Here is a 20,512-nt window from a genome sequence, read left to right as displayed (position 1 = left end):
ACACAAGGTTGATAGGTCAGAGGTGTAAGTGCAGCAATGTATTTAGCTGACTGATACTAATAGATCGAAGGCTTGATCAAATTATTTACTCTGTGCAATTTTGAAAGAATTATTCTTTCAAAGGAAACTTCTTCAGCGTAGCTGAGAAGTACTGATTCAAAACGAAATCAGAGATTTCTGTGAATCAACATCTGGTGATTATAGCTAGAAGGTAACACCCGTTCCCATGCCGAACACGATGGTTAAGCTTCTAAGCGCCGATGGTACTGCAAGGGTGACCTTGTGGGAGAGTAAGACGTTGCCAGGTTTATAATGTTCCGTGGTAGCTCAATGGTGGAGCATTCGGCTGTTAACCGAAGGGTTGAAGGTTCGAATCCTTTCCACGGAGCCATTTTAAACTTAAATTTCATAGTGTAAAAACAAAAGCAGGACTTTAACAGTTCTGCTTTTTTAATTAAAAAAATATATTTATTCTATATGATGATCCTTTAGCTAAGCTAAACATTAGAATTTTTTTGTAATGACAATGAAGAAAAAATATCCACAATTATTCATTATTCATTAAATAAAAAACTGTGTCCTAGCTTTTTATTTATATATTCGTATTAAATTTTTTCCATTAGAATATATAATTATATCTCCATCTATATCAGTTCTCAAAAAGTGTATATTTTCTTTTTTAAGTCTTTGTATGACTTTAATGGATGGATGATTGAAAGGATTATTTTTCCCACAGCTTGCGATGGCTATATTAGGAGAAACCTCTTTTAAAAATGATTCTGTAGATGAAGTATTGCTTCCATGATGACCTAGTTTTAAAACGTTAGCTTTAAGATCTAAATTTTTTGAAAGAATTTCAGATTCACTTATGTTCTCTGCATCTCCTGTAAATAAAAAGGAGGTGTTTTTAAATTTAAGTTTCATTACTATAGAATAATTATTAAGTGAGCTATAATTAGAGGAATTAGGACCTAAGATTGTACATTTTAAATCCTTAGAAAGATTTATTTTATCCAAAGCTTTAACAGAGGTGATTTTCAAATTTTTATTTTTTAGGGATTTTATCATTGAATAAAAACAAGGAGTATTTTCTTGAACTTTAGGGGCATAAAAAGTATGTATCTTAAAGTTATCTATAATGTAGGACATAGAACCTATATGATCTTCATGAGGATGGGTAGCAATTAATAAATGAATATCCTTTATATTTTCTTTTTTAAGATAAGAAATAACCTTATCCTTGTATATTTTTGAGCCTGAATCTATTAATAAATTTATTTTATTTCCTTTTATTAAAGTGCAATCCCCTTGACCTACATCTATAAAATGAACTTCTATAAAATTCTTATCTAAATTCTTATCAGTGTGTATTTTTAACTTAAAACTAAAAACCAATAAAAAAATAGATAATATTAATGTTGAAATTGCTAATAACTTAAAAACTCTAGTGCTATTTTTTAACATTAAGCATCACCTACTAATTTACTAAAATAAAAAAATTATGATGTAATTTTTTTAGTGAATAGCTATTAGCTATTCACTGTTCACTAAAAAGTGCGTCGCAGTTTTTTATATTATAGACCATATAAGTAATTTTATACATAAGTATTGTTAATTAAAAATAAATTTAGTCTAATCAGTATAGAATTTTGTTTTTTATATAAAGAGTTATATGTTATAATGTAATAGATTAACTAGATAAAGATTGGAGAAGATTAGCATGAATAATTTTTTTCTATATATTCAATTAGGAGCATATATGATAAAAACTGCTTTTAAGAAGAAAAAAGTTGAAAGAATTAGAAGGATTAAAGGAAATGATGAAGCAGAAAAAATTATAAACGACCATGTATTAAACTGGGCGGAATACATACTAAAAAAGGCGAAGGTAGAGTTAGAAATTGAAGGTTTAGAGAACTTACCTAAAGAAAGTTGTTTATATGTTGCTAATCACCAAAGTTTATTTGATATACCAGTTTTATTGGCTGGAATAAGAAAACCTATGGGATTTATTTCAAAGAAAGAAATTAAAAAAGTTAAGATTATAAGTGAATGGATGGAAATGATACATTGTGTGTTTATAGATAGGGAAAATATAAGAGAATCCGTAAAGGCTATAAATAAAGGAATAGATAACTTAAAGCAAGGATATTCTATGGTGATTTTTCCAGAGGGAACAAGAAATAAAGAAGGGAAAATAGGTGATTTTAAACAGGGAAGCATGAAACTAGCTTTAAAATCAGGTGTTCCTGTTGTACCAGTAGTTATTGATGGTACATATAAAATAAGAGAAGGGAATAAAAACAACAAAATAAAACCTGGAAAAGTAAGGCTAATAATAAAGGAGCCTATATATGTAGATAGATTAGATAAGGAAGATAAAAATAAATTATCAAATATTATAAGGGAAGTAATAAAAAACCAATTATCATAAGCGAAAACTAGGATTATAAGATTACATATCTGGGCCATTAAATGTTTTTAAATAATACTTCAGCTTCTATAAAAATATTGAGGATGAAGTTTTATTTATTTGTTTATTATTAAATCACTTAATATTTGAATTTTTTTGCATATATATTTGTTTTTAAATTTAAAATCTTTAAGTTCATTGGAAAGATTATTATCTATTTTTTGTAAGTGATTTAATGTAGATAGTAATTCTGCATTTTCCAAAGATTTCTCTTTAATTAAAGGATCAAATGTATCCTTTATAGTTTTATGCTTTTTAATGAAGCTATTTACTGTAATTACATTTTTTTGATGACGTATTTTTATAAATTTATTTAATTTTCTTAAAGAATTTGATAAAATTAAGATAAATCTATTAATAAAATCTAATATTTTTTTCAATATTAACACCTCTTTTGTTCTAGAATATAATGGAATAAGGATGTGTATTCATGAATAATGATACCAGTAATTTTAAAATAAATAAATATTATTTAGAAAAGAAAAAAGAAAAAATACAGAACTTAGATAAAAAAAATAAAAAATATAGTAAAGACATATATGAGATGAAAGAAAAAATAAAATCAAAGAGAGAAGAAGTCGATAAACTAAAAGAGGAATATAGTGAATATAAAGAAAAATATGATAGATTTATCAATATATTTAACGAAAGAGGAATAACTATAAACATAATAAATAAAGATTATGATTTAAGGGAGTGGGACAATCTTTATTTTAAAAAACAAGGAGATATAGGGGTTATTACTTCAAAAGATGGTAATATAGTTAAGAGCTTTGATAAAGATGTTACTGATGTTTTAGAAGAAATATTACATGATAAAAAATCTAGTATTGTAATAACCAGGGTAACAACTAATCTTATAAAAGCTCAACTACAAATAAGATAAGTTTTAAAATAAGAAAATTTTAATAAAAATGAAGCGAAATTGCAATGTATTTCGTTTTATTTATAGGGGAGGAGGAAAATATCCCTTCGGATATTTATGCAATATGCACGATAAGGTAGAACAATTAATTGATGACTATGGTAACGATGTATTAAGGGTTGCATATATGTACCTTAAAGATAAAAGCATGGCAGAAGACGCTTTCCAAGAGGTTTTTATAAAAGTATATAAAAATATAGATAAATTAGAATATATAGAAAAAGAAAAAAGCTGGCTTATGACCATTACAGTAAATACTTGCAAGGATATACTTAAGAGTGCTTGGATGAGAAAAATGTCCTTTATTGGAGAAAGAGAAGAGGAAATATCTGCTACTGAAGAAAACATGGAAATGAAGATAATAAATAAAATAGAAGGAGAAAATATATTGGAAAAAGTAATGTCATTACCAGAACAATATAAAGATGTAATTTTACTTTATTATTATGAAGAGTTTTCAACGGTAGAAATAGGAGATATACTAAAAATAGCAGAAGGTACTGTAAGAAGTAGACTTTATAGAGGTAGACAAATCTTAAAAAATATTTTGGAAGATGGGAAGAGTGGATATGGTGGATAAAAATAGTTTTATTAAAAATTCACTAGAAAATGAATTAAAAGATATTTATGTAACTGAAGACTTAAAATTAAAAACTTTAAGCAGGATTAAAAAAGAAGATAATGTAGTTAAACCCTTTAAAAGAAAAAATAGGTTTTTATATAAAAGCATGAAAGGCTTAGCATTGGTGTCTTCTATTTTAATAATGTTTTTCACTTTTTCCTTTTTAAAATACAATAGATTTATGAATGATAATTCACCAACAATAGATAATGATAATAATGGAAAGAATGTTGTATTAGATAATAAGGAAAAAGAAGAAAAGCTAGATAATCCAAAAGAGAAGATTGATGAAAAAAAAGAAGTTAAAGATACAAAGAATGAAAATATAAAGGAAAAAGACCCCAATGAGGGACAACCTAAGAAACCTAAAGATAATAAGATTGTAAATGGGGGAGATAATACCCCTACAAATAAAGAAAAAACTCAGCCAAATAAGCATATAAAAAATCCTAAGAAGGAAAATCCTAAACCTAGCCAAGGAAAGGAAAAACCTAAATTAAGTGAAGAACAAATGTTAGCTAAAGCTGAAAACCTCTGGGGAGGTAAAATAAATTTACCTTCGTATATTCCTAAAGGATATGATGTAACTAATATAGGTATGGATACAGCTTATGGTTCAAAGGTCTTAAAAATAACTTATAAAAATCCTAACAGTGGTAACTTTCTAGAATTAAAAGTTCTAGAAGGAGATAAAACAGCATTTGAAGATGGAAATGGATCAAAAAATCCGAAGGAAAATGAAAAAAATGAGGACGATAATAGGCAAGATAATCCAAAGGAAAATGTTGATAAGCCTACTGAAACTGTGAAGAGTGTTAATAGTAATAAAAATGGTGTAGAATATAATATAGAAGGTAATATTCCAGCTAAAACACTAGAGAAAATTGCAGAATCCATAGAAGAATAAAGTAAAAAGACTTAAACAAGTTTTAATGTTTAAGTCTTTTTACTTTATTCTAATTTTCTATAAAAAGTTGCTATACTTATACCAAGTTTTTTAGCAATACTTTTCTTAGCATCTACATTATCACCATACTTTTTTATATAATTTTCTAAAACTTTTTTCTCATAAATTCTAGTCATTTCAGCAAGAGTTAAGTCTTTTCCTGTATCATTAGAAGGGTTTAATTTCTGATTTAAGGTATCTGTAGTTATATAGTCTCCTTTCTCAAAATTTATAGAATACTCTATTAAGTTTCTAAGTTCCCTTATATTACCAGGGAAGGAGTAGTTTAAAAGGCTTTTCTCACATTCCTTTGTAAATCCAAGTAGATTTTTCCCATACACTTTATTATACTTTTTAAGAAAATATCTAGCTAAAATAATTATATCGTAGTTTCTTTCTCTTAAAGGTGGTATAGTTATAGGAACTACATTTAATCTATAGAATAAATCTTCTCTAAATTTATCTTCAGTAACCATTTTATATAAATTTTTATGAGTAGCAGATATTATTCTAGGGTTTACCTTTATAGTTTCATTTCCACCAACTCTTATAATTTCCCTCTCCTCTAAAACCCTTAAGAGTTTTACTTGCATATGTATAGGTAGATCTCCTATTTCATCTAAAAAAACAGTACCGTCCTTTGCAAGCTCAAATTTTCCCATCTTACCAGAGGTATTAGCACCAGTGAAGGCACCTTTTTCATAACCAAACAGCTCACTTTCAATTAGATTTTCAGGAATAGCTCCGCTATTTATGGGCATAAAGGCTTCATTTTTTCTATTACTAGCAAAATGAATAGCTCTTGCAAAGACTTCTTTACCTGTACCACTTTCACCGAGAATAAGAACAGATATGTCTTCTTCAGCAATCTGAATAGCTTGTCTTTTTGCATTTAATAGAGTTTCACTTTCACCTATAATATCATCAAAGGTTATAATGTTAGAACTTTTATTAGCTTTTAATATAGATTCTTGCATTTTATGAAAATCAGAAAAGACTAGAACAACTCCTTTTTTTCTGCCTTTTACTATTATGGGGGAGGAGTTTAGTATAAATTTAAATTGGTTTATTTCAAAAATACCGATTTCTCCATGAAAGTTTTTGGATAGTAATCTATCTAAAATTTTATTAGGTAGAATTTCTTTTATATTTGTATGTTCTTTAATACCATAAAGGTTAGCTTTTTCTTTAATATAATTATTCATAGATAAGATCTGTTTGTTATTATTTAAAATTATAATTCCTTCATTTAAAGAATTTATTAAGGTCATCAGTTCAGATGATCGATACTCTACTAAAATCCCTAGTTTTTTTTCGTTTATTCTAGTGGATATAAGACTGCTTAATCTACTCTCAAAATTCTTATAACCTTCATGTTTATTTATAAAATTATTTTTAGTTTCTTCATCAAATATGCACATACCTAAAACACCTATTATATTGTTCTCATCTTTAATAGGTATACATAATTCTGCTTTTTCTTCACAACTTTCTTTATTATAACAATCTAAACAGAGATGATGATTTGGAGGATTTGTTATAAAATATTGCTCTCCTGTAGTTAAAGATTTATGAAAAGCAGAATTTTGAGGAACGAATTTTCCTATATTATTTCTTAAGATACCAGTAGCAGCAATTCTTTTTAAATTTCTATCCATTATGGTTACATCAACATTTGTGATTGCTTTTATAGTATCAGCTATATTCTGAAGTTCTGTTTTTATATCATTAAGCATATTACTTTTCTCCTTATAATAATGAAACTTAAAATATATATAAATTATATATGTTAGAAATGCTATTGTAAAATACTAATTTAAATTACTATGCAATATTTATACATAAAATCATGTATAAATATTCGAATGGGGATTTTGTGTAATTTAAAAGTACAATATAAAAATAATAAGTATTTCAGTCTAGAAACAAGGATTTAAGTGGGGGTTATGTATTATTACAGACTATAAATAAATAAAATCCATAGGAAACTTTTTAAAAAGTGTTGCATAAATATAAATAAAGATGTATAATCATAATCATTGAAGGGGGCAAATTAAATAAAAGGAGTTGGGGCTATGAAAAAGACACTTTCTATATTGGTGGTATTTTTAGTATCAATGCTACTCATTATAGGTTGCGGTAATAAAAATACAAGTAATAAAGGAAATGATAAAAATAATAAAAGTTTATCTACACTTGAAAAGATAAAAAAAGATGGGGTATTAAAAATGGGACTTAATGATACATATCCACCTATGGAATTTAGAGATGAAAGTCATAATCTTGTTGGATTTGATGTGGATTTAGGGAAAGAAATTGCTAAAAAATTAGGAGTGAAATTAGAAATTATAACTAATGATTGGTCAGGAATAGTTCTATCATTAAAATCTAAGAAATACGATATGATACTTTCCACTATGAGCATAACAGAAGAAAGAAAAAAAGAAATGAATTTTTCTGAACCTTATATAGTTGGAGGGCAAAAATTAGTAGTTAAAAAAGATGAAAAAGATATAAAGAAGGTAGAAGATTTAAAAGGTAAAGTAATAGGATGTCAAATGGGGACAACAGGAGAGGTTTCTGCAAATAAAATTGAAGGAATTAAAGAACTTAAAAAATATGATGGGGTAACACAAGCTTTTAATGATTTATCTGTGGGAAGGATAAATGCAGTAATTGCAGATGGACAAGTTGCAGGCTATTATCTTAAAAAACGTAGTGGAGATTTAGTTCTATTAGATACTAAATTAACTAGTGAACCTGTAGGAATAGGATTTAGAAAAGAAGATACAGATATAAGAGATGAAGTTCAAAAAACTTTAGATGAGTTAAAGAAAGAAGGTACTCTTTCTAAACTATCAGAAAAGTGGTTTGGATATGATATATATAAATAACAATAAAAAGGGGAGAAAAGAACAATGAAAAAAATATTAGCGTTATTATTAAGTACTTTAGTAGTAGGTTCAATTTTTGTTGGATGCAGCAAAAATGACAATAAAGAAAAGGACGATAAAAAGAATGTAAATGTGTTACAAAAGATAAAGGATAATAAAGTAATAAAAGTTGGTCTTGAGGATACTTATCCTCCAATGGAATTTAGAAACGAAAAAAATGAACTCATAGGATTTGATATTGATTTATGTGATGAAATAGGTAAGAGACTAGGGGGAAAAGTAGAATATGTAATGACTGAATTTGGTGGTCTTATGATGTCATTGAATTCAAATAAAATAGATATGTCAGCTTCAGCAATAAGTATAACAGAGGAAAGAAAAAAAGAAGCAGAATTTACAAAACCCTATGTAGATAGTGGTCAAGCGTTAGTAGTTAAAAAGGGAAATACAAGTATAAAAGATGAAAAAGATTTAAAAGGTAAAATAGTAGGGGCACAACTTGGAACCACAGGAGAAATAGCAGCTAAGAAAATAGAAGGTGTTAAAGAAGTAAAGGCTTATGATAAGGTTCCTCAAGTGTTTCAAGACCTTGAAATAGGAAGAATAGATGCAGTTATAGTAGATGAATTTGTTGGAAGATATTATTTATCAAAACAAAAAGATAAATCAGAGGTAATAAAATCCCTAGAACAAGAACCAATAGGAATAGCTTTTAAAAAGGGAGAAAAAGAATTACAAGAAGAAGTTCAAAAAATTATAGATGAAATGATTAAAGATGGAACTATGTCTAAGATATCAGAAAAATGGTTTGGAGCAGACATATATAAAGATCAAAAATAAAAATTAGAATAGGGCACTAATTTATTAGTGCCTGATAATTTTTCAAGTTATAAAAAGGGGGACGATTATAATGGATATGAATTTACTTAAGAATATAATTCCATTATTAATTAAAGCTACAGGAAGAACTATAGAATTAACAATAATTTCTGTAGTACTTGGAAGTTTAATTGGAGTTTTTGTTGCACTTTTAAAACTTTCAAAAATAAAAGTATTAAATGGATTGGCATCATTTTATACATGGATAATAAGAGGAACTCCTATGTTATTGCAATTATATTTTTTCTATTATGGATTACCTTTTCTAAATATAGAATTAAGTGCTATGACTGCAGCTATTATAGGACTTAGTTTAAACTCAGGAGCTTATATGGCAGAAATAATAAGAGGCGGAATAATATCCGTTGATAAAGGGCAATTTGAAGCATGTAAAGCCTTAGGATTTAGCTATGGACAAACTATGAAAAGAATAATTTTACCTCAAGCAGTAAGAGTTTTAGTTCCACCTACTGGAAATGAATTTATAACTATATTAAAGGATACATCATTAGTATCTGTATTAGGTGGTATGGAAGAGGTAATGAGGGTAGCTCAACAAAGCTATTCTGCAACTTTTAGACCATTAGAACCTTTTTTAGTGGCAGCATGTATATATCTTATATTAACTACAGTATTTACTATAGTATTTGGCAAAATAGAGAAAAAGGTTTCTGTTTATTAAACTTAAGGTATAAATTACAGATTTAGATAGGAGGTATCACAATGAATGTAATAGAAACTGTGGATATAACAAAACGTTTTAATATATTAACAGTATTTGAAAAGTTAAATATAAATGTAAAAAAAGGAGAGGTTCTTGTAATAATAGGACCTTCAGGATCAGGTAAAAGTACATTTTTAAGATGTTTAAATAATTTAGAAAAAATAGATGAAGGTAAAATATTAATTGATGGGGAAGAGTTAAATCCTAAAGATAAAGCTAAAATGAGAAATATGATAATAAAAATGGGCATGGTTTTTCAAAACTTTAATTTATTTCCTCATATGACAGCTTTAGAAAATGTAATGGAAGCACCTATTACTGTTAAAGGAGAAAATAAAGAGAAAGTTATAAAAAGAGCGGAGGATTTACTTAAAAAAGTTGGATTAGCAGATAGAGCTGATGCATATCCTTCAAAATTATCTGGAGGACAAAAACAAAGGGTTGCTATTGCAAGGGCTTTAGCTATGGAACCAGAGATAATGCTATTTGATGAGCCAACCTCTGCCTTAGATCCAGAATTAGTTGGAGAAGTTTTAAGTGTAATGAAGGATTTAGCTAAAGAAGGAATGACAATGGTGGTTGTAACTCATGAGATGAGTTTTGCAAAAGATGTTGGGGACAGAGTTATATTTATGGATGGAGGAAAGATTGTAGAACAAGGATCTCCAGAAGAAATATTTACTAACCCTAAAGAAGAAAGAACAAAGGAATTTCTGAAAAAAGTTTTATAATCAATGAAATATAAATCAAATATGATTTATTATAAATTTTAAAAGTAAAATATAAGGGGGCTTTATACATGACAAAGGAAAAAGTAGTATTAGCATATTCAGGGGGCTTAGACACTTCTATAATCATACCTTGGTTAAAAGAGAATTATGATTTAGATGTTATTGCAGTATGTATAGATGTAGGACAAGATGATGATATGGAAGAAGTTAAGAAAAAAGCCATTAAAACTGGGGCAGTTAAGGTTTATGTAGAGGATGCAAAGGAAGAATTCGTAAAGGATTATGTTTTTAAAGCTTTAAAGGCAAATGCTCTTTATGAAGAAAAGTATATGTTGGGGACATCTCTTGCAAGACCGTTAATGGCTAAAAAACTTGTGGAAATTGCTCATAAAGAAGGAGCAAAATATATATGTCATGGATGTACAGGTAAGGGAAATGATCAGGTAAGATTTGAAGTTGGAATAGCATCTTTTGATCCAAGTATCAAAATAATAGCACCTTGGAGAATTTGGGATATAAAATCTAGAGAAGATGCTATAGATTATGCGAAGGAAAAAGGCGTTGAAGTACCTGTAACTAAAAAGAAAATATACTCAGTAGATAAAAATATATTGCATACAAGTCATGAAGGTGGAGAATTAGAAGATCCTAAAAATGCACATAATAAAGAAATGTATAGTATGGTTACACCACCAGAAAAAGCTAAAGATGAGCCTACTTATGTGGACATATATTTTAATAAGGGTGTACCTGAAAAAATTAATGGAAAAGAAATATCTCCTGTTGAACTTTTAAATACTTTAAATAAAATTGGTGGAGAAAATGGAGTAGGTGTAGTAGATATAGTAGAAAATAGATTGGTTGGTATGAAATCAAGAGGAGTTTATGAAACACCGGGGGGAACTATTCTATATGAAGCTCATAAAGATTTAGAGAGCCTTACTTTAGACAAATTAACTCTCCATTGTAAGCAAGAATTAGCTCAAAAATATGGTGAAATAGCTTATGATGGTTTATGGTTTACTACTTTAAGAGAATCATTAGATGCCTTTGTGGATGTAACACAAGAAAATGTAACAGGAACAGTTAAGTTAAAACTATACAAAGGGAATATAATGAATGCTGGAATAGATACTAAAAACGCTCTTTATGATGAAGGAATATCTTCCTTTGGAGCAAGTGAATTATATAGTCATAAAGATGCAGAAGGATTTATTAAATTATTTTCCCTTCCTAGTAAAATAAAAGCTTTAAAGAATAAATAATATTAAAAATTAAAGGGGCGGTCCTATTAAAAATTAAAAGTTAAAGGATTGTCCCTTATAAAATTAAATAAAAATGTAATATAAAGGAGGGGTCTTATGAAACTTTGGGGTGGAAGATTCAAAGGCGAAGAAAATAAACTTATGGAGGATTTTAATAGTTCTCTAAGTTTTGATAAAAGACTTTATAAAGAAGATATATTAGGAAGTAAAGCTCATGTAAAAATGCTTGGAAATTGTAATATATTAAAAGATTATGAAGTTGAAGAAATAATAAAAGGTTTAGATAGTATACTAAAGGATATAGAAGATGATAAGCTGAAAATACAAGGAGAATATGAGGATATCCATAGCTTTATTGAAAGTAATTTAATACAAAGAATTGGAGATGTAGGGAAGAAGTTACATACTGCTAGAAGTAGAAATGACCAAGTAGCAGTAGATTTTAAATTATACGCAAAAAATATTTCCCTAAAAATAATAGAAAGTATAGAAACTCTTCAAAATACAATAAAAAATTTAGCAGAAAAAAATAATGTTATAATGCCAGGATATACTCATCTTCAAAGAGCCCAAGTAGTTACCTTTAAACATCACATTATGGCATATTATAATATGCTTAAAAGAGATAAAAAGAGGATAGAAAATTCTATAGAAAATATGGATGAAAGCCCACTTGGATGCTGTGCTTTAGCAGGGACAACCTATGAAACAGATAGAAAATTTACTGCAAAAAAATTAGGGTTCAGAAAAGAAGTAGATAATTTTCTAGATGGTGTTAGTGATAGAGATTTTGTAATAGAATTTATATCTGATTTTTCTATAATAATGATGCATTTAAGTAGATTAAGTGAAGAACTTATTTTATGGAGTAGTAAAGAATTTGATTTTATAGAAATAAGTGATGAGTTTTCTACCGGAAGTTCAATAATGCCACAAAAGAAGAATCCAGATGCAGCTGAGCTTATAAGAGGTAAAACAGGTAGAGTGTATGGAGATTTAATAGCAATATTAACTGTTATGAAAGGAATTCCTCTAGCCTATAATAAGGATATGCAAGAAGATAAGGAAAGTTTTTTTGATGCTTCAGATACGGTTTTAAGTTGTATTAAAGTTATGGAAGGTATGCTTTCATCGTTAAAAGTGAAAAAAGGGAACACATTAAGAGCTGTAAAAATGGGATTTTTAAACGCTACAGAGTCAGCGGATTATTTGGTTTTAAAAGGAGTTCCCTTTAGAGACGCTCATAAAATTATAGGGGAAATTGTACTTTATTGTGAAGAAAAGGACAAATCTATAGAAGAACTAAATATAAATGAATTAAAAAAATTTAGTACTTTTTTTAATGAAGATATATATGAATTTATAGATTATGAAAATGCTTTGAATAGAGGAATAAAAAAGGAGATAAAATAGATAAGACAAGACTTATGCTAAGGTATTGCCATAAGTCTTGTCGTTTCATGTAAACAATTAAATGTTTAATAATTTAATTTATTTAGGCAATATCAAAATTATGTATATAAAACCGTAAATTGAGAAAAATATTAGTATTATTAATAAAAAGCTAAAAAATTATTAAAGTAAGAAAAATAAAAAAAATATAATAAAATTAATAAAAAGAAGGTTTTATTAATAAGTAGCATAAATAATAAGGCTTTTATTAATACATTTTTAATTAAGGTTTATAAAGTGTGATAAATTAAAAAAAAGATAAATTTGAAATATATTGCTGAAATTAGTATAATAGTGATACTTTCAATATGTGTACACATGGATATTTAAATAAATACGTGATAAGTATGTTAAAAATTTAATAATATAAAGATGGATTTATCTAATCAAGTTACAGAGACATATGCAATCCTATATTTAAATAAAAAGTTCAGGAGGAATGTTTTAATGCAAACGATTCAAATGATAACAGACTTTTTATGGGGATGGCCATTAATAATATTAATTGTTGCAGTATCCCTAATGTACAGTATCGATCTTAAGTTCTTACAATTCAGAAAATTTGGATTTATAATGAAGAATACTTTTGGAAAAATGTTTGAAAAAGGCACTTCAGGAGAAGGAACAGTAACACCATTCCAAGCAGTATCAACAGCTTTGTCTGCAACTCTAGGAGTTGGTAGTATAGCAGGAGTAGGTGTAGCCCTTGCAATAGGTGGTGCAGGAGCTATATTTTGGATGTGGATAGTTGCCTTTGTAGCAATGATCACAAAATATGCTGAAATAACTTTAGCAGTAAAATACCGCGAGAAGAATCCAGAAACTGGAGAATTCCAAGGTGGACCTATGTATTACATAAAAAATGGTTTAGGCGAAAAATATAATTGGTTATCTGTATTTTGGTCTATAATATTTATGATAATGATGTTCATAGGAGGATTTGTACAATCTAACTCAGCAGCAGAGGTTGTATATGAAACATTTAAAGTAGATAGAGTAGTAGTTGGAATTATATTTGCTGTAATAACAGCAATAGTAATTTTAGGTGGAATAAAAACTATAGGAAAATTTGCAGAAAAAGTAATACCAACAATGACACTTTTATATGTTGTAGCAGGATTAATAGTTATATTTTTAAATGCAAATCAAATAATACCATCTTTTCAGAAAATATTTACAGATGCATTTAAAGGTAGTGCAGCGGTAGGAGGATTTGCAGGAGCAACTATACTTGCAGCTATGAGAAATGGATTTGCAAGAGGAGTTTATTCAAATGAATCAGGTATGGGAACAGCACCAGTAGCCCATTCATCAGCTACAACTTCCTATGCAGCAAAGCAAGGATTATGGGGTATATTTGAAGTTTTTGTAACATCAATTGTAGTTTGTTCAATGACAGCCCTTATTATATTAACTAGTGGAGTGCTAGAAACTGGTAAAGAAGGTGCAGTTTTAACTGCTACAGCTTTTGGAAGTTCACTAGGATTTACTGGTAAGTTAATTGTAACTCTTTGCGTAGTTTTATTTGCATTCACCACTGTATTAGTAGATGGATACTATTCAGAAACAGGACTTTTATATGCTACAAAAACTAACAAGTTATTAAAAGTATTTAGAATATTATATTGTTTAGGTTTAATATACGGATCTATAGGTGGATTAAAGGTTGTCTGGGGATTATTTGATTTCTTCATGGCATTTGAAGTAATAGTAAACCTAATAGTTCTTGTAAAATTAAGAAAAGTAGTAGTAGAAGAAACAGAATTATACTTTAATAGTGATGAAGTAAAAAAAATGTAGGTTTATACTAAGAGAATTAAAAAAACAAAAATAGAATGAAAAATGAATTTTAAATTAATAAAGTGGTCATTATCTAAAATATTAGATAGTGACTATTTTGTTAAAAAAATATTAGTTTAAAAATAAAAACAATATAAACATAATAAAACGATAAAAAAAATAGATTTTGTTAACTAACTACTTTAAAAGAAAGTTAAGTATTAACATATAAATAATTTTGAAAATTTGTTTAACCGCATATATGCATATATAATAAAGTTAATAAATATGAAGAGTTCGAGGAGGACAAGTGATGCAAAGTAAAATAGAAAGCATAATTGAAGAGTGTAGAAAATATACAAGAGAAGGTGAAGTGGCTTCATATATACCAGAACTTAAAAAAGCGGATAAAGATGCATTGGGTATATATATAGATAAATTAGATGGTAATGAATTTTGTGCAGGAGACTATGATACAAAATTCACAATACAAAGTATATCTAAGATTATCGCTTTAATTATAGCTATAATGGATAATGGCATGGAAAAAGTATTATCAAAGGTTGGAGTAGAGCCTTCAGCATATTCATTTAATTCAATTGTTACATTAGAAGTAAAAAATGCTAATAAACCTTTAAATCCAATGATAAATGCCGGAGCTATAGCTACAGTATCTTTGATAAAAGGAAATAGTCCTGAAGAAATTATAGAAAGAATATTAGAATTTACAAGGAAAGTTACAGGCAATAAAAACATAAAAGTAAATGAAGAAGTATATCAATCAGAAAAGAAAACTGGGGATAGGAATAGATCATTAGCATACTTTATGAAGGGAACTGGTATTATTGAAAAGGATGTTGAAAAGGTTTTAGATGCATATTTCCAACAATGTTCAATAGAAGTCACTTGTAAAGATATAGCTAAAATAGCTTCTTTTTTAGCTAATGATGGAGTACTTCCTTCTACGGGAGAAAGAATTATACCAGCAGAAGTAGCAAAAATAGTAAAGGCAGTTATGGTTACTTGTGGAATGTATGATGCTTCAGGAAGTTTTGCAGTTAAAGTAGGCATACCTTCAAAATCTGGAGTAGGTGGAGGGATACTTGCAACAGTTCCTGGAGTAATGGGAATAGGTGTATTTGGTCCAGCTTTAGATAAAAAAGGTAATAGTATAGCAGGAGTTAAGATTTTAGAGAGACTATCTGAAGAGTTAAATTTAAGCATATTTTAAAAAGTTCTTGCTAAAATGAAAAATAAATGATATACTTTGTTTTAAACATAGATACAAGTGAATATAGAAAGGTAGAGGCGCGGTATTTAATAGTATCTGTACAGATAAAAGCAAGATGATGTACAGTGAAAGGAAATATCGCCGAAGCATGCAGTTAAAGCTTTGATACTGTATGACTGGTCTTATTTAAAATATGAATAAGATTGTCACAAAATGAATTTGTGGAGAGCTATCATTCAATGGAAAACACCTTTAAAGTGTAGAAACATCACACTCCTTGATTGACGAAGCTCAAGGAGTGTTTTTTGTTGGATGGACTCTTCTCCTCAAAAGATATTCACTAAAATTAATTATAAAAATATTTAAGGAGGAGAAAGAAAATTATGAAAAGGAAGAGGACGTTTATTCTGACCATATGCCTTATGCTAGTGGTATTAATGGGAACTACGGTATTTGCGGCAGAGGTTGATCAAGTACAGTTAAATGCAGATAGATTTGGTTTTTTAACGTTATTACCACCTTTTATAGCTATAGTATTAGCATTCATAACTAAAAATGTTGTATTATCATTGTCTTTGGGAGTTTTTTCAGGTACATTTTTATTACAATTGCAAGGTAAAAATATATTTGGAGCAATATTAAATGGATTCTTAGATATAGTAAATAAAATATTAGGTTCACTATCAGATCCTTGGAATGCAGGTATAATACTTCAATGTATGACTATAGGAGGACTTATAGCTTTAGTGTCTAAAATGGGTGGAGCGAAGGCTGTTGCAGAAAGCTTAGCTAAAAGGGCAAAAAGTCCAACCAGTGCTCAATTAATAACTTGGTTTTTAGGATTACTTGTATTCTTTGATGACTATGCAAACTCTTTAATAGTTGGACCAATTATGAGACCAGTTTCGGATAAAATGAGAATATCTAGAGAAAAACAAGCATTTATTGTAGACTCTACGGCAGCACCTATATCAGGTATAGCACTTATATCTACTTGGGTAGGATATGAAATTAGTTTAATAAAAGATGCCTATGGTAGTATAGGGCAAGATATAAATGCCTATGGAGTATTTATAGATACAATACCATATAGATTTTATAACATATTAATACTTGTATTTATAGTGGCTTCAGCTATAATGCTAAGAGATTATGGACCTATGCTTAAATCAGAAGTAAGAGCTAGAACAACAGGTAAAGTTTTAGGAGACGGAGCAAAGCCTATGGTGTCATCAGAAGCTACAGCTCTTGAACCTAAAGAAAACATAAAATTAAATATATGGAATGCAATAGTACCTATAGGTGTCTTATTAGTTGGTGCTTTCGTAGGTTTTTATTTTAACGGATATAATGCAATTATGGGTGGAGAAGATGAGGCTTTGAAGGCAATATTTACATCAAGTCCATATTCCTTTGCAGCAATAAGAGAAGCTTTTGGAGCATCTGATGCCAGTGTGGTTTTATTCCAAGCGGCTTTATTTGCAAGTATAGTAGCTATGGTTATGGGTGTAGCACAAAAAATATTTACTATAGAGGAAGCAGTAGATACTTGGGTTGAAGGTATGAAATCCCTGATGATTACTGGTGTAATACTATTATTAGCATGGTCTTTAAGTAGTGTTATAAAGGAACTGGGAACAGCTAAATTTTTAGTAACAGTACTTTCAGATGCGTTACCTGCTTTTATATTGCCATCTATTATATTTGTTATGGGAGCTATAATATCCTTTGCTACTGGAACATCCTATGGAACAATGGGAATATTAATGCCGCTTACAATCCCATTAGCATTTAGCTTAGGTGGGGGAGATGCTCAGTATATTATTGTAAATGCTAGTGCAGTTTTAACTGGAGCTATATTTGGAGATCACTGTTCACCTATTTCAGATACAACTATATTATCTTCTATGGGTACAGCATGTGACCACTTAGAACATGTTAAAACTCAAATGTGGTATTCACTAACAGTTGCAACTATTACAATATTATTTGGATATATCCCAGCAGGTTTTGGATTTAAAGCATCAATAGTTTTGCCGATATCAATAATTATGACTGTATTAGTGCTTTATTTATTAGGAAAGCCTGTTGAAGAAATAAGTAAGGCAAAAGATTTTTCTGATGAAGTTGCAACTTCAAAATAATAATTTAAAATAGGTTGACTTTTTAAGTCAACCTATTTTTCTACATAAATTTTTTATCTCTACCTAAAAATTATATATGTAAGTCTATGTTTCTATCAATCTTTTCTAGAAGGCATATAATAGTATGAGTACTTTGAACTCCTTCTATAGTTTGAAGTTTATTTGCCAAAAGTTTTTGTAAGTAAGAGATATTTTTACATAGCACCTTTAAGAATATAGAGTAAGAACCGGTTGTATAATAAAGCTCTACAACCTCAGGTATCTCCTCTAATTTATTTGCTACTTCAGTTAAATAAGAAGCTTTCTCTAAGTTTATGCCAACAAAGCAACAGATATCAAATCCTAATTTACTTGTATCCACTATTAGCTTAGAGCCCTTAATAATTCCCATTTCTTCAATTTTTTTTAGACGAACATGTATAGTTCCACCACTAACATTGCATTGTCTAGCGATTTCTAGATAAGGGGTTCTAGAATCTTTCATAAGTATATTGAGTATTTGTAAATCTAATGAGTCTAATTGTTGATTTTTCGTTATATCCATAAAAGTCACCTCAAAAAAATGTATTTATAAATATTATTATACAAGTATTATACAAAAAATAAATTGTTTTTGTTGATATATTCAATAAAATATAGAATAATAATATAGTAGGCTTAATTTGCAAGGTGAAAGGAGGAACGTAAAAATGAATTGGCTATTATTTTTTCTAAAATTATTTGGCTTTGCAATTGTTACTATTATAATATACAATGTACTAAATATATATGTATTATCAAAATATAAGCCTAATAAATGGATTATATTTGCTTTAGCTACAGCTATGCTAGTGGGACCACAGGCCATGAAACCTGGATTTTATAATACTATACCAGGATTATTGGTATCAGTTGTATTTATAATATTATTTTTATGGTTTATCGATTTATTTAAAAACGATAAATATGAAATGAAGAACAAAGAAAAAGATATAAAAATTAGACCAAAAGCAAAACCAAATAGAGTTAAACATAACAAAGATAAAAATTAAAAAAAAGCCTGTATCTAAGTTTTATGATTAATATATAATTTAGTACAGGCTTATTATAAAGTTAAATTTGTTTAATTAGCAAGAGAATTATAGATATAATATTCTCAAAATTATTTATTTTAAGAGGATTTTAATATTTAACATTGAAGCTATAGCTATAATTTAAAATTAAGGAGGAATTTAGATATGAAAGATTTTAAACTTATATGTACAGGTTGTGGAGAGACTTATTCTATAAAAAGAGTCCATCCAAGATGCGAGAAATGTAATGAACCACTAGAAATGGAGCTTGTAAAAGAAGGTAAAATAAAAGATGGGAATCCATTAACTCAAACTATACTTGAAAGGTATCAGGATTTTTTTCCCTTTGATGAAATAAATAATGAATTATCTTTAAATGAAGGATTTACATCTCTAGTGTCATCTCCAAGAATGGCTAAAAGAATAGGAATAAAGAATATATATTTTAAAAATGAAAGTCAAAATCCTACATGGTCTTTTAAAGATAGAGGAACATTGTTTGGGATACACCACGCTTATAGTATGGGCTACAAGAAAGTAGGAGCGGTTTCAACTGGAAATATGGCGGTATCTGTAGCAGCTTATGGACAAAGAGCAGGATTTGAAACCTTTATTTTTGTTGGGGAAAATATACCAGAAGAAAAATTAAATCCTGTTGCAATATATGGAGCCAATCTAATTAAAGTAGAAGGAGACTATGGAAAACTTTATTATGAAAGTCTTGAAATAGGTAAAGATCAAGGAATTTATTTTATAAACTCCGATGTTACATATAGAGTTGAAGGATACAAGACAGCAGCTTTTGAAATGTGTGAACAATTAAATTTTAATGTTCCTGATTATGTGGTTGTACCAACAAGTGCAGGAGGAAATATAAGGGGTATCCTTAAAGGATTCAAGGAATTTAAGGAGGCAGGAATAATTGATAGAGTACCTAAGATGATATGTGCTCAAGCATCAGGATGTTCACCTATTTGTAATTCTTTTAAAGAGGGAAAAGATGAAATAGAAAGAATAATGGATCCTTGCACTATTGCTCATGGTATAGAAAATCCATTTCCTCCAAGTGGAAATGATACTTTAAGAAAGATAAGAGAAAATGGTGGGACATGTGTAGCGGTTACAGATGAAGAAATAATAAAGGCTCAAAAGGAAATGGCGAAAGAAGGAATATTTGTTCAACCAGAATCTTGCGTGCCATTAGCATCTGTAAAAAAGCTAAAGATTGAAGGATATTTAGATGAGAATGACTCAGTAGCCTGTGTATTAACAGGAAGTGGATTAAAATACACAAAAGCTTTTGAAAAACACAATTTATCTTCATATGAATGTAAATTACAAGTTTTAGAAACTTTTATAGAAGAAAACTTTTAAACATGCCCTAGGGCATGTTTT

The 20,512-nt window shown here is 28.5% G+C and carries 20 protein-coding genes, 1 tRNA gene, 2 rRNA genes and 1 riboswitch; of the genes, 19 read left to right on the top strand and 4 right to left on the bottom strand.

Annotation, left to right across the window (positions count from 1 at the left end):
- The 3 genes from B5D21_RS11345 to B5D21_RS11335 form a co-directional block, all read left to right on the top strand.
- A 23S ribosomal RNA gene (locus B5D21_RS11345) occupies nucleotides 1–80 on the top strand; the annotation flags it as partial.
- Between the two features lie 110 nt (nucleotides 81–190).
- A 5S ribosomal RNA gene (gene rrf, locus B5D21_RS11340) occupies nucleotides 191–307 on the top strand.
- Between the two features lie 9 nt (nucleotides 308–316).
- Nucleotides 317–391 (top strand) — tRNA-Asn (locus B5D21_RS11335).
- 197 nt (nucleotides 392–588) lie between these two features.
- Here B5D21_RS11335 and B5D21_RS11330 read toward each other — a convergent pair.
- Nucleotides 589–1,464, bottom strand: a complete 876-nt coding sequence (locus B5D21_RS11330; RefSeq protein WP_011098836.1) for a ComEC/Rec2 family competence protein — start codon at nucleotides 1,462–1,464, stop codon at nucleotides 589–591.
- A 256-nt stretch (nucleotides 1,465–1,720) separates the two neighbouring features.
- Here B5D21_RS11330 and B5D21_RS11325 point away from each other — a divergent pair, with 256 nt between their 5' ends.
- Nucleotides 1,721–2,434: a lysophospholipid acyltransferase family protein gene (locus B5D21_RS11325; RefSeq protein ID WP_035110851.1), complete on the top strand. Its 714-nt coding sequence runs from the start codon at nucleotides 1,721–1,723 to the stop codon at nucleotides 2,432–2,434.
- A 95-nt stretch (nucleotides 2,435–2,529) separates the two neighbouring features.
- Here B5D21_RS11325 and B5D21_RS11320 read toward each other — a convergent pair whose 3' ends face one another.
- A complete protein-coding gene (locus B5D21_RS11320) occupies nucleotides 2,530–2,853 on the bottom strand; it encodes a hypothetical protein (protein WP_035110852.1) in 324 nt (107 codons plus the stop codon).
- Between the two features lie 50 nt (nucleotides 2,854–2,903).
- Here B5D21_RS11320 and B5D21_RS11315 point away from each other — a divergent pair, with 50 nt between their 5' ends.
- The 3 genes from B5D21_RS11315 to B5D21_RS11305 all read left to right on the top strand — a co-directional run bounded on the left by B5D21_RS11315 (nucleotide 2,904) and on the right by B5D21_RS11305 (nucleotide 4,927).
- Nucleotides 2,904–3,359, top strand: a complete 456-nt coding sequence (locus tag B5D21_RS11315; protein ID WP_011098838.1) for a coiled-coil domain-containing protein — start codon at nucleotides 2,904–2,906, stop codon at nucleotides 3,357–3,359.
- A gap of 103 nt (nucleotides 3,360–3,462) precedes the next feature.
- Nucleotides 3,463–3,978: a sigma-70 family RNA polymerase sigma factor gene (locus tag B5D21_RS11310; RefSeq protein ID WP_035110854.1), complete on the top strand. Its 516-nt coding sequence runs from the start codon at nucleotides 3,463–3,465 to the stop codon at nucleotides 3,976–3,978.
- Nucleotides 3,968–4,927: a DUF4367 domain-containing protein gene (locus tag B5D21_RS11305; RefSeq protein ID WP_035110855.1), complete on the top strand. Its 960-nt coding sequence runs from the start codon at nucleotides 3,968–3,970 to the stop codon at nucleotides 4,925–4,927. The genes B5D21_RS11310 and B5D21_RS11305 overlap by 11 nt, the downstream gene beginning before the upstream one ends.
- Before the next feature lie 44 nt (nucleotides 4,928–4,971).
- Here B5D21_RS11305 and B5D21_RS14425 read toward each other — a convergent pair whose 3' ends face one another.
- Nucleotides 4,972–6,702, bottom strand: a complete 1,731-nt coding sequence (locus tag B5D21_RS14425; protein WP_011098841.1) for a sigma-54-dependent Fis family transcriptional regulator — start codon at nucleotides 6,700–6,702, stop codon at nucleotides 4,972–4,974.
- A 339-nt stretch (nucleotides 6,703–7,041) separates the two neighbouring features.
- Here B5D21_RS14425 and B5D21_RS11295 point away from each other — a divergent pair, with 339 nt between their 5' ends.
- From B5D21_RS11295 to B5D21_RS11255, 10 genes are all read left to right on the top strand, one after another.
- Nucleotides 7,042–7,860 (top strand): ABC transporter substrate-binding protein, encoded by an 819-nt coding sequence (locus B5D21_RS11295; RefSeq protein WP_011098842.1) that lies wholly within the window; start codon nucleotides 7,042–7,044, stop codon nucleotides 7,858–7,860.
- A 24-nt stretch (nucleotides 7,861–7,884) separates the two neighbouring features.
- A complete protein-coding gene (locus B5D21_RS11290) occupies nucleotides 7,885–8,700 on the top strand; it encodes an ABC transporter substrate-binding protein (protein ID WP_011098843.1) in 816 nt (271 codons plus the stop codon).
- A 70-nt stretch (nucleotides 8,701–8,770) separates the two neighbouring features.
- On the top strand, nucleotides 8,771–9,421 hold the full coding sequence (locus B5D21_RS11285) for an amino acid ABC transporter permease (RefSeq protein ID WP_011098844.1): 651 nt from the start codon (nucleotides 8,771–8,773) through the stop codon (nucleotides 9,419–9,421).
- Nucleotides 9,422–9,462: 41 nt separating this feature from the next.
- Nucleotides 9,463–10,194, top strand: a complete 732-nt coding sequence (locus tag B5D21_RS11280) for an amino acid ABC transporter ATP-binding protein (protein ID WP_011098845.1) — start codon at nucleotides 9,463–9,465, stop codon at nucleotides 10,192–10,194.
- 68 nt (nucleotides 10,195–10,262) lie between these two features.
- Complete coding sequence (locus B5D21_RS11275) at nucleotides 10,263–11,459, top strand: argininosuccinate synthase (protein ID WP_011098846.1); 1,197 nt, start codon at nucleotides 10,263–10,265, stop codon at nucleotides 11,457–11,459.
- A 96-nt stretch (nucleotides 11,460–11,555) separates the two neighbouring features.
- Entirely contained in the window at nucleotides 11,556–12,872 is a 1,317-nt protein-coding gene (gene argH / locus B5D21_RS11270; RefSeq protein ID WP_011098847.1) for an argininosuccinate lyase, read from the top strand.
- 486 nt (nucleotides 12,873–13,358) lie between these two features.
- Nucleotides 13,359–14,711 carry an alanine/glycine:cation symporter family protein gene (locus tag B5D21_RS11265; RefSeq protein ID WP_035110858.1) on the top strand — a complete coding sequence of 451 codons (1,353 nt, stop codon included), beginning with the start codon at nucleotides 13,359–13,361 and terminating at the stop codon, nucleotides 14,709–14,711.
- Between the two features lie 292 nt (nucleotides 14,712–15,003).
- On the top strand, nucleotides 15,004–15,921 hold the full coding sequence (gene glsA / locus B5D21_RS11260; RefSeq protein ID WP_035110859.1) for a glutaminase A: 918 nt from the start codon (nucleotides 15,004–15,006) through the stop codon (nucleotides 15,919–15,921).
- Nucleotides 15,922–15,985: 64 nt separating this feature from the next.
- Nucleotides 15,986–16,161, top strand: a riboswitch (Lysine riboswitch).
- Between the two features lie 37 nt (nucleotides 16,162–16,198).
- Nucleotides 16,199–16,390, top strand: coding sequence for a hypothetical protein (locus B5D21_RS14200; RefSeq protein WP_162178462.1), 192 nt, complete (start codon nucleotides 16,199–16,201; stop codon nucleotides 16,388–16,390).
- Complete coding sequence (locus tag B5D21_RS11255) at nucleotides 16,305–18,065, top strand: Na+/H+ antiporter NhaC family protein (RefSeq protein ID WP_011098850.1); 1,761 nt, start codon at nucleotides 16,305–16,307, stop codon at nucleotides 18,063–18,065. Before B5D21_RS14200 ends, B5D21_RS11255 begins: the two co-directional genes overlap by 86 nt.
- 70 nt (nucleotides 18,066–18,135) lie before the next feature.
- Here the strand turns inward: B5D21_RS11255 and B5D21_RS11250 are convergent, their stop codons facing one another.
- The gene (locus tag B5D21_RS11250) at nucleotides 18,136–18,609 is read right to left on the bottom strand and encodes an Lrp/AsnC ligand binding domain-containing protein (RefSeq protein ID WP_023437398.1); all 474 of its coding nucleotides are present in this window, start codon (nucleotides 18,607–18,609) and stop codon (nucleotides 18,136–18,138) included.
- 145 nt (nucleotides 18,610–18,754) lie between these two features.
- Here B5D21_RS11250 and B5D21_RS11245 point away from each other — a divergent pair, with 145 nt between their 5' ends.
- Complete coding sequence (locus B5D21_RS11245) at nucleotides 18,755–19,096, top strand: hypothetical protein (protein WP_035124417.1); 342 nt, start codon at nucleotides 18,755–18,757, stop codon at nucleotides 19,094–19,096.
- Nucleotides 19,097–19,282: 186 nt separating this feature from the next.
- Entirely contained in the window at nucleotides 19,283–20,491 is a 1,209-nt protein-coding gene (gene thrC, locus B5D21_RS11240) for a threonine synthase (protein ID WP_011098853.1), read from the top strand.
- Nucleotides 20,492–20,512 lie beyond the last annotated feature (21 nt).

It is taken from the genome of Clostridium tetani (genome assembly GCF_900167265.1).
GTDB classification, from domain to species: Bacteria; Bacillota; Clostridia; order Clostridiales; family Clostridiaceae; genus Clostridium_G; species Clostridium_G tetani.
The sequence above is the reverse complement of the archived record's forward strand: the minus strand, read 5'-3'. Positions and strand labels throughout refer to the sequence as shown.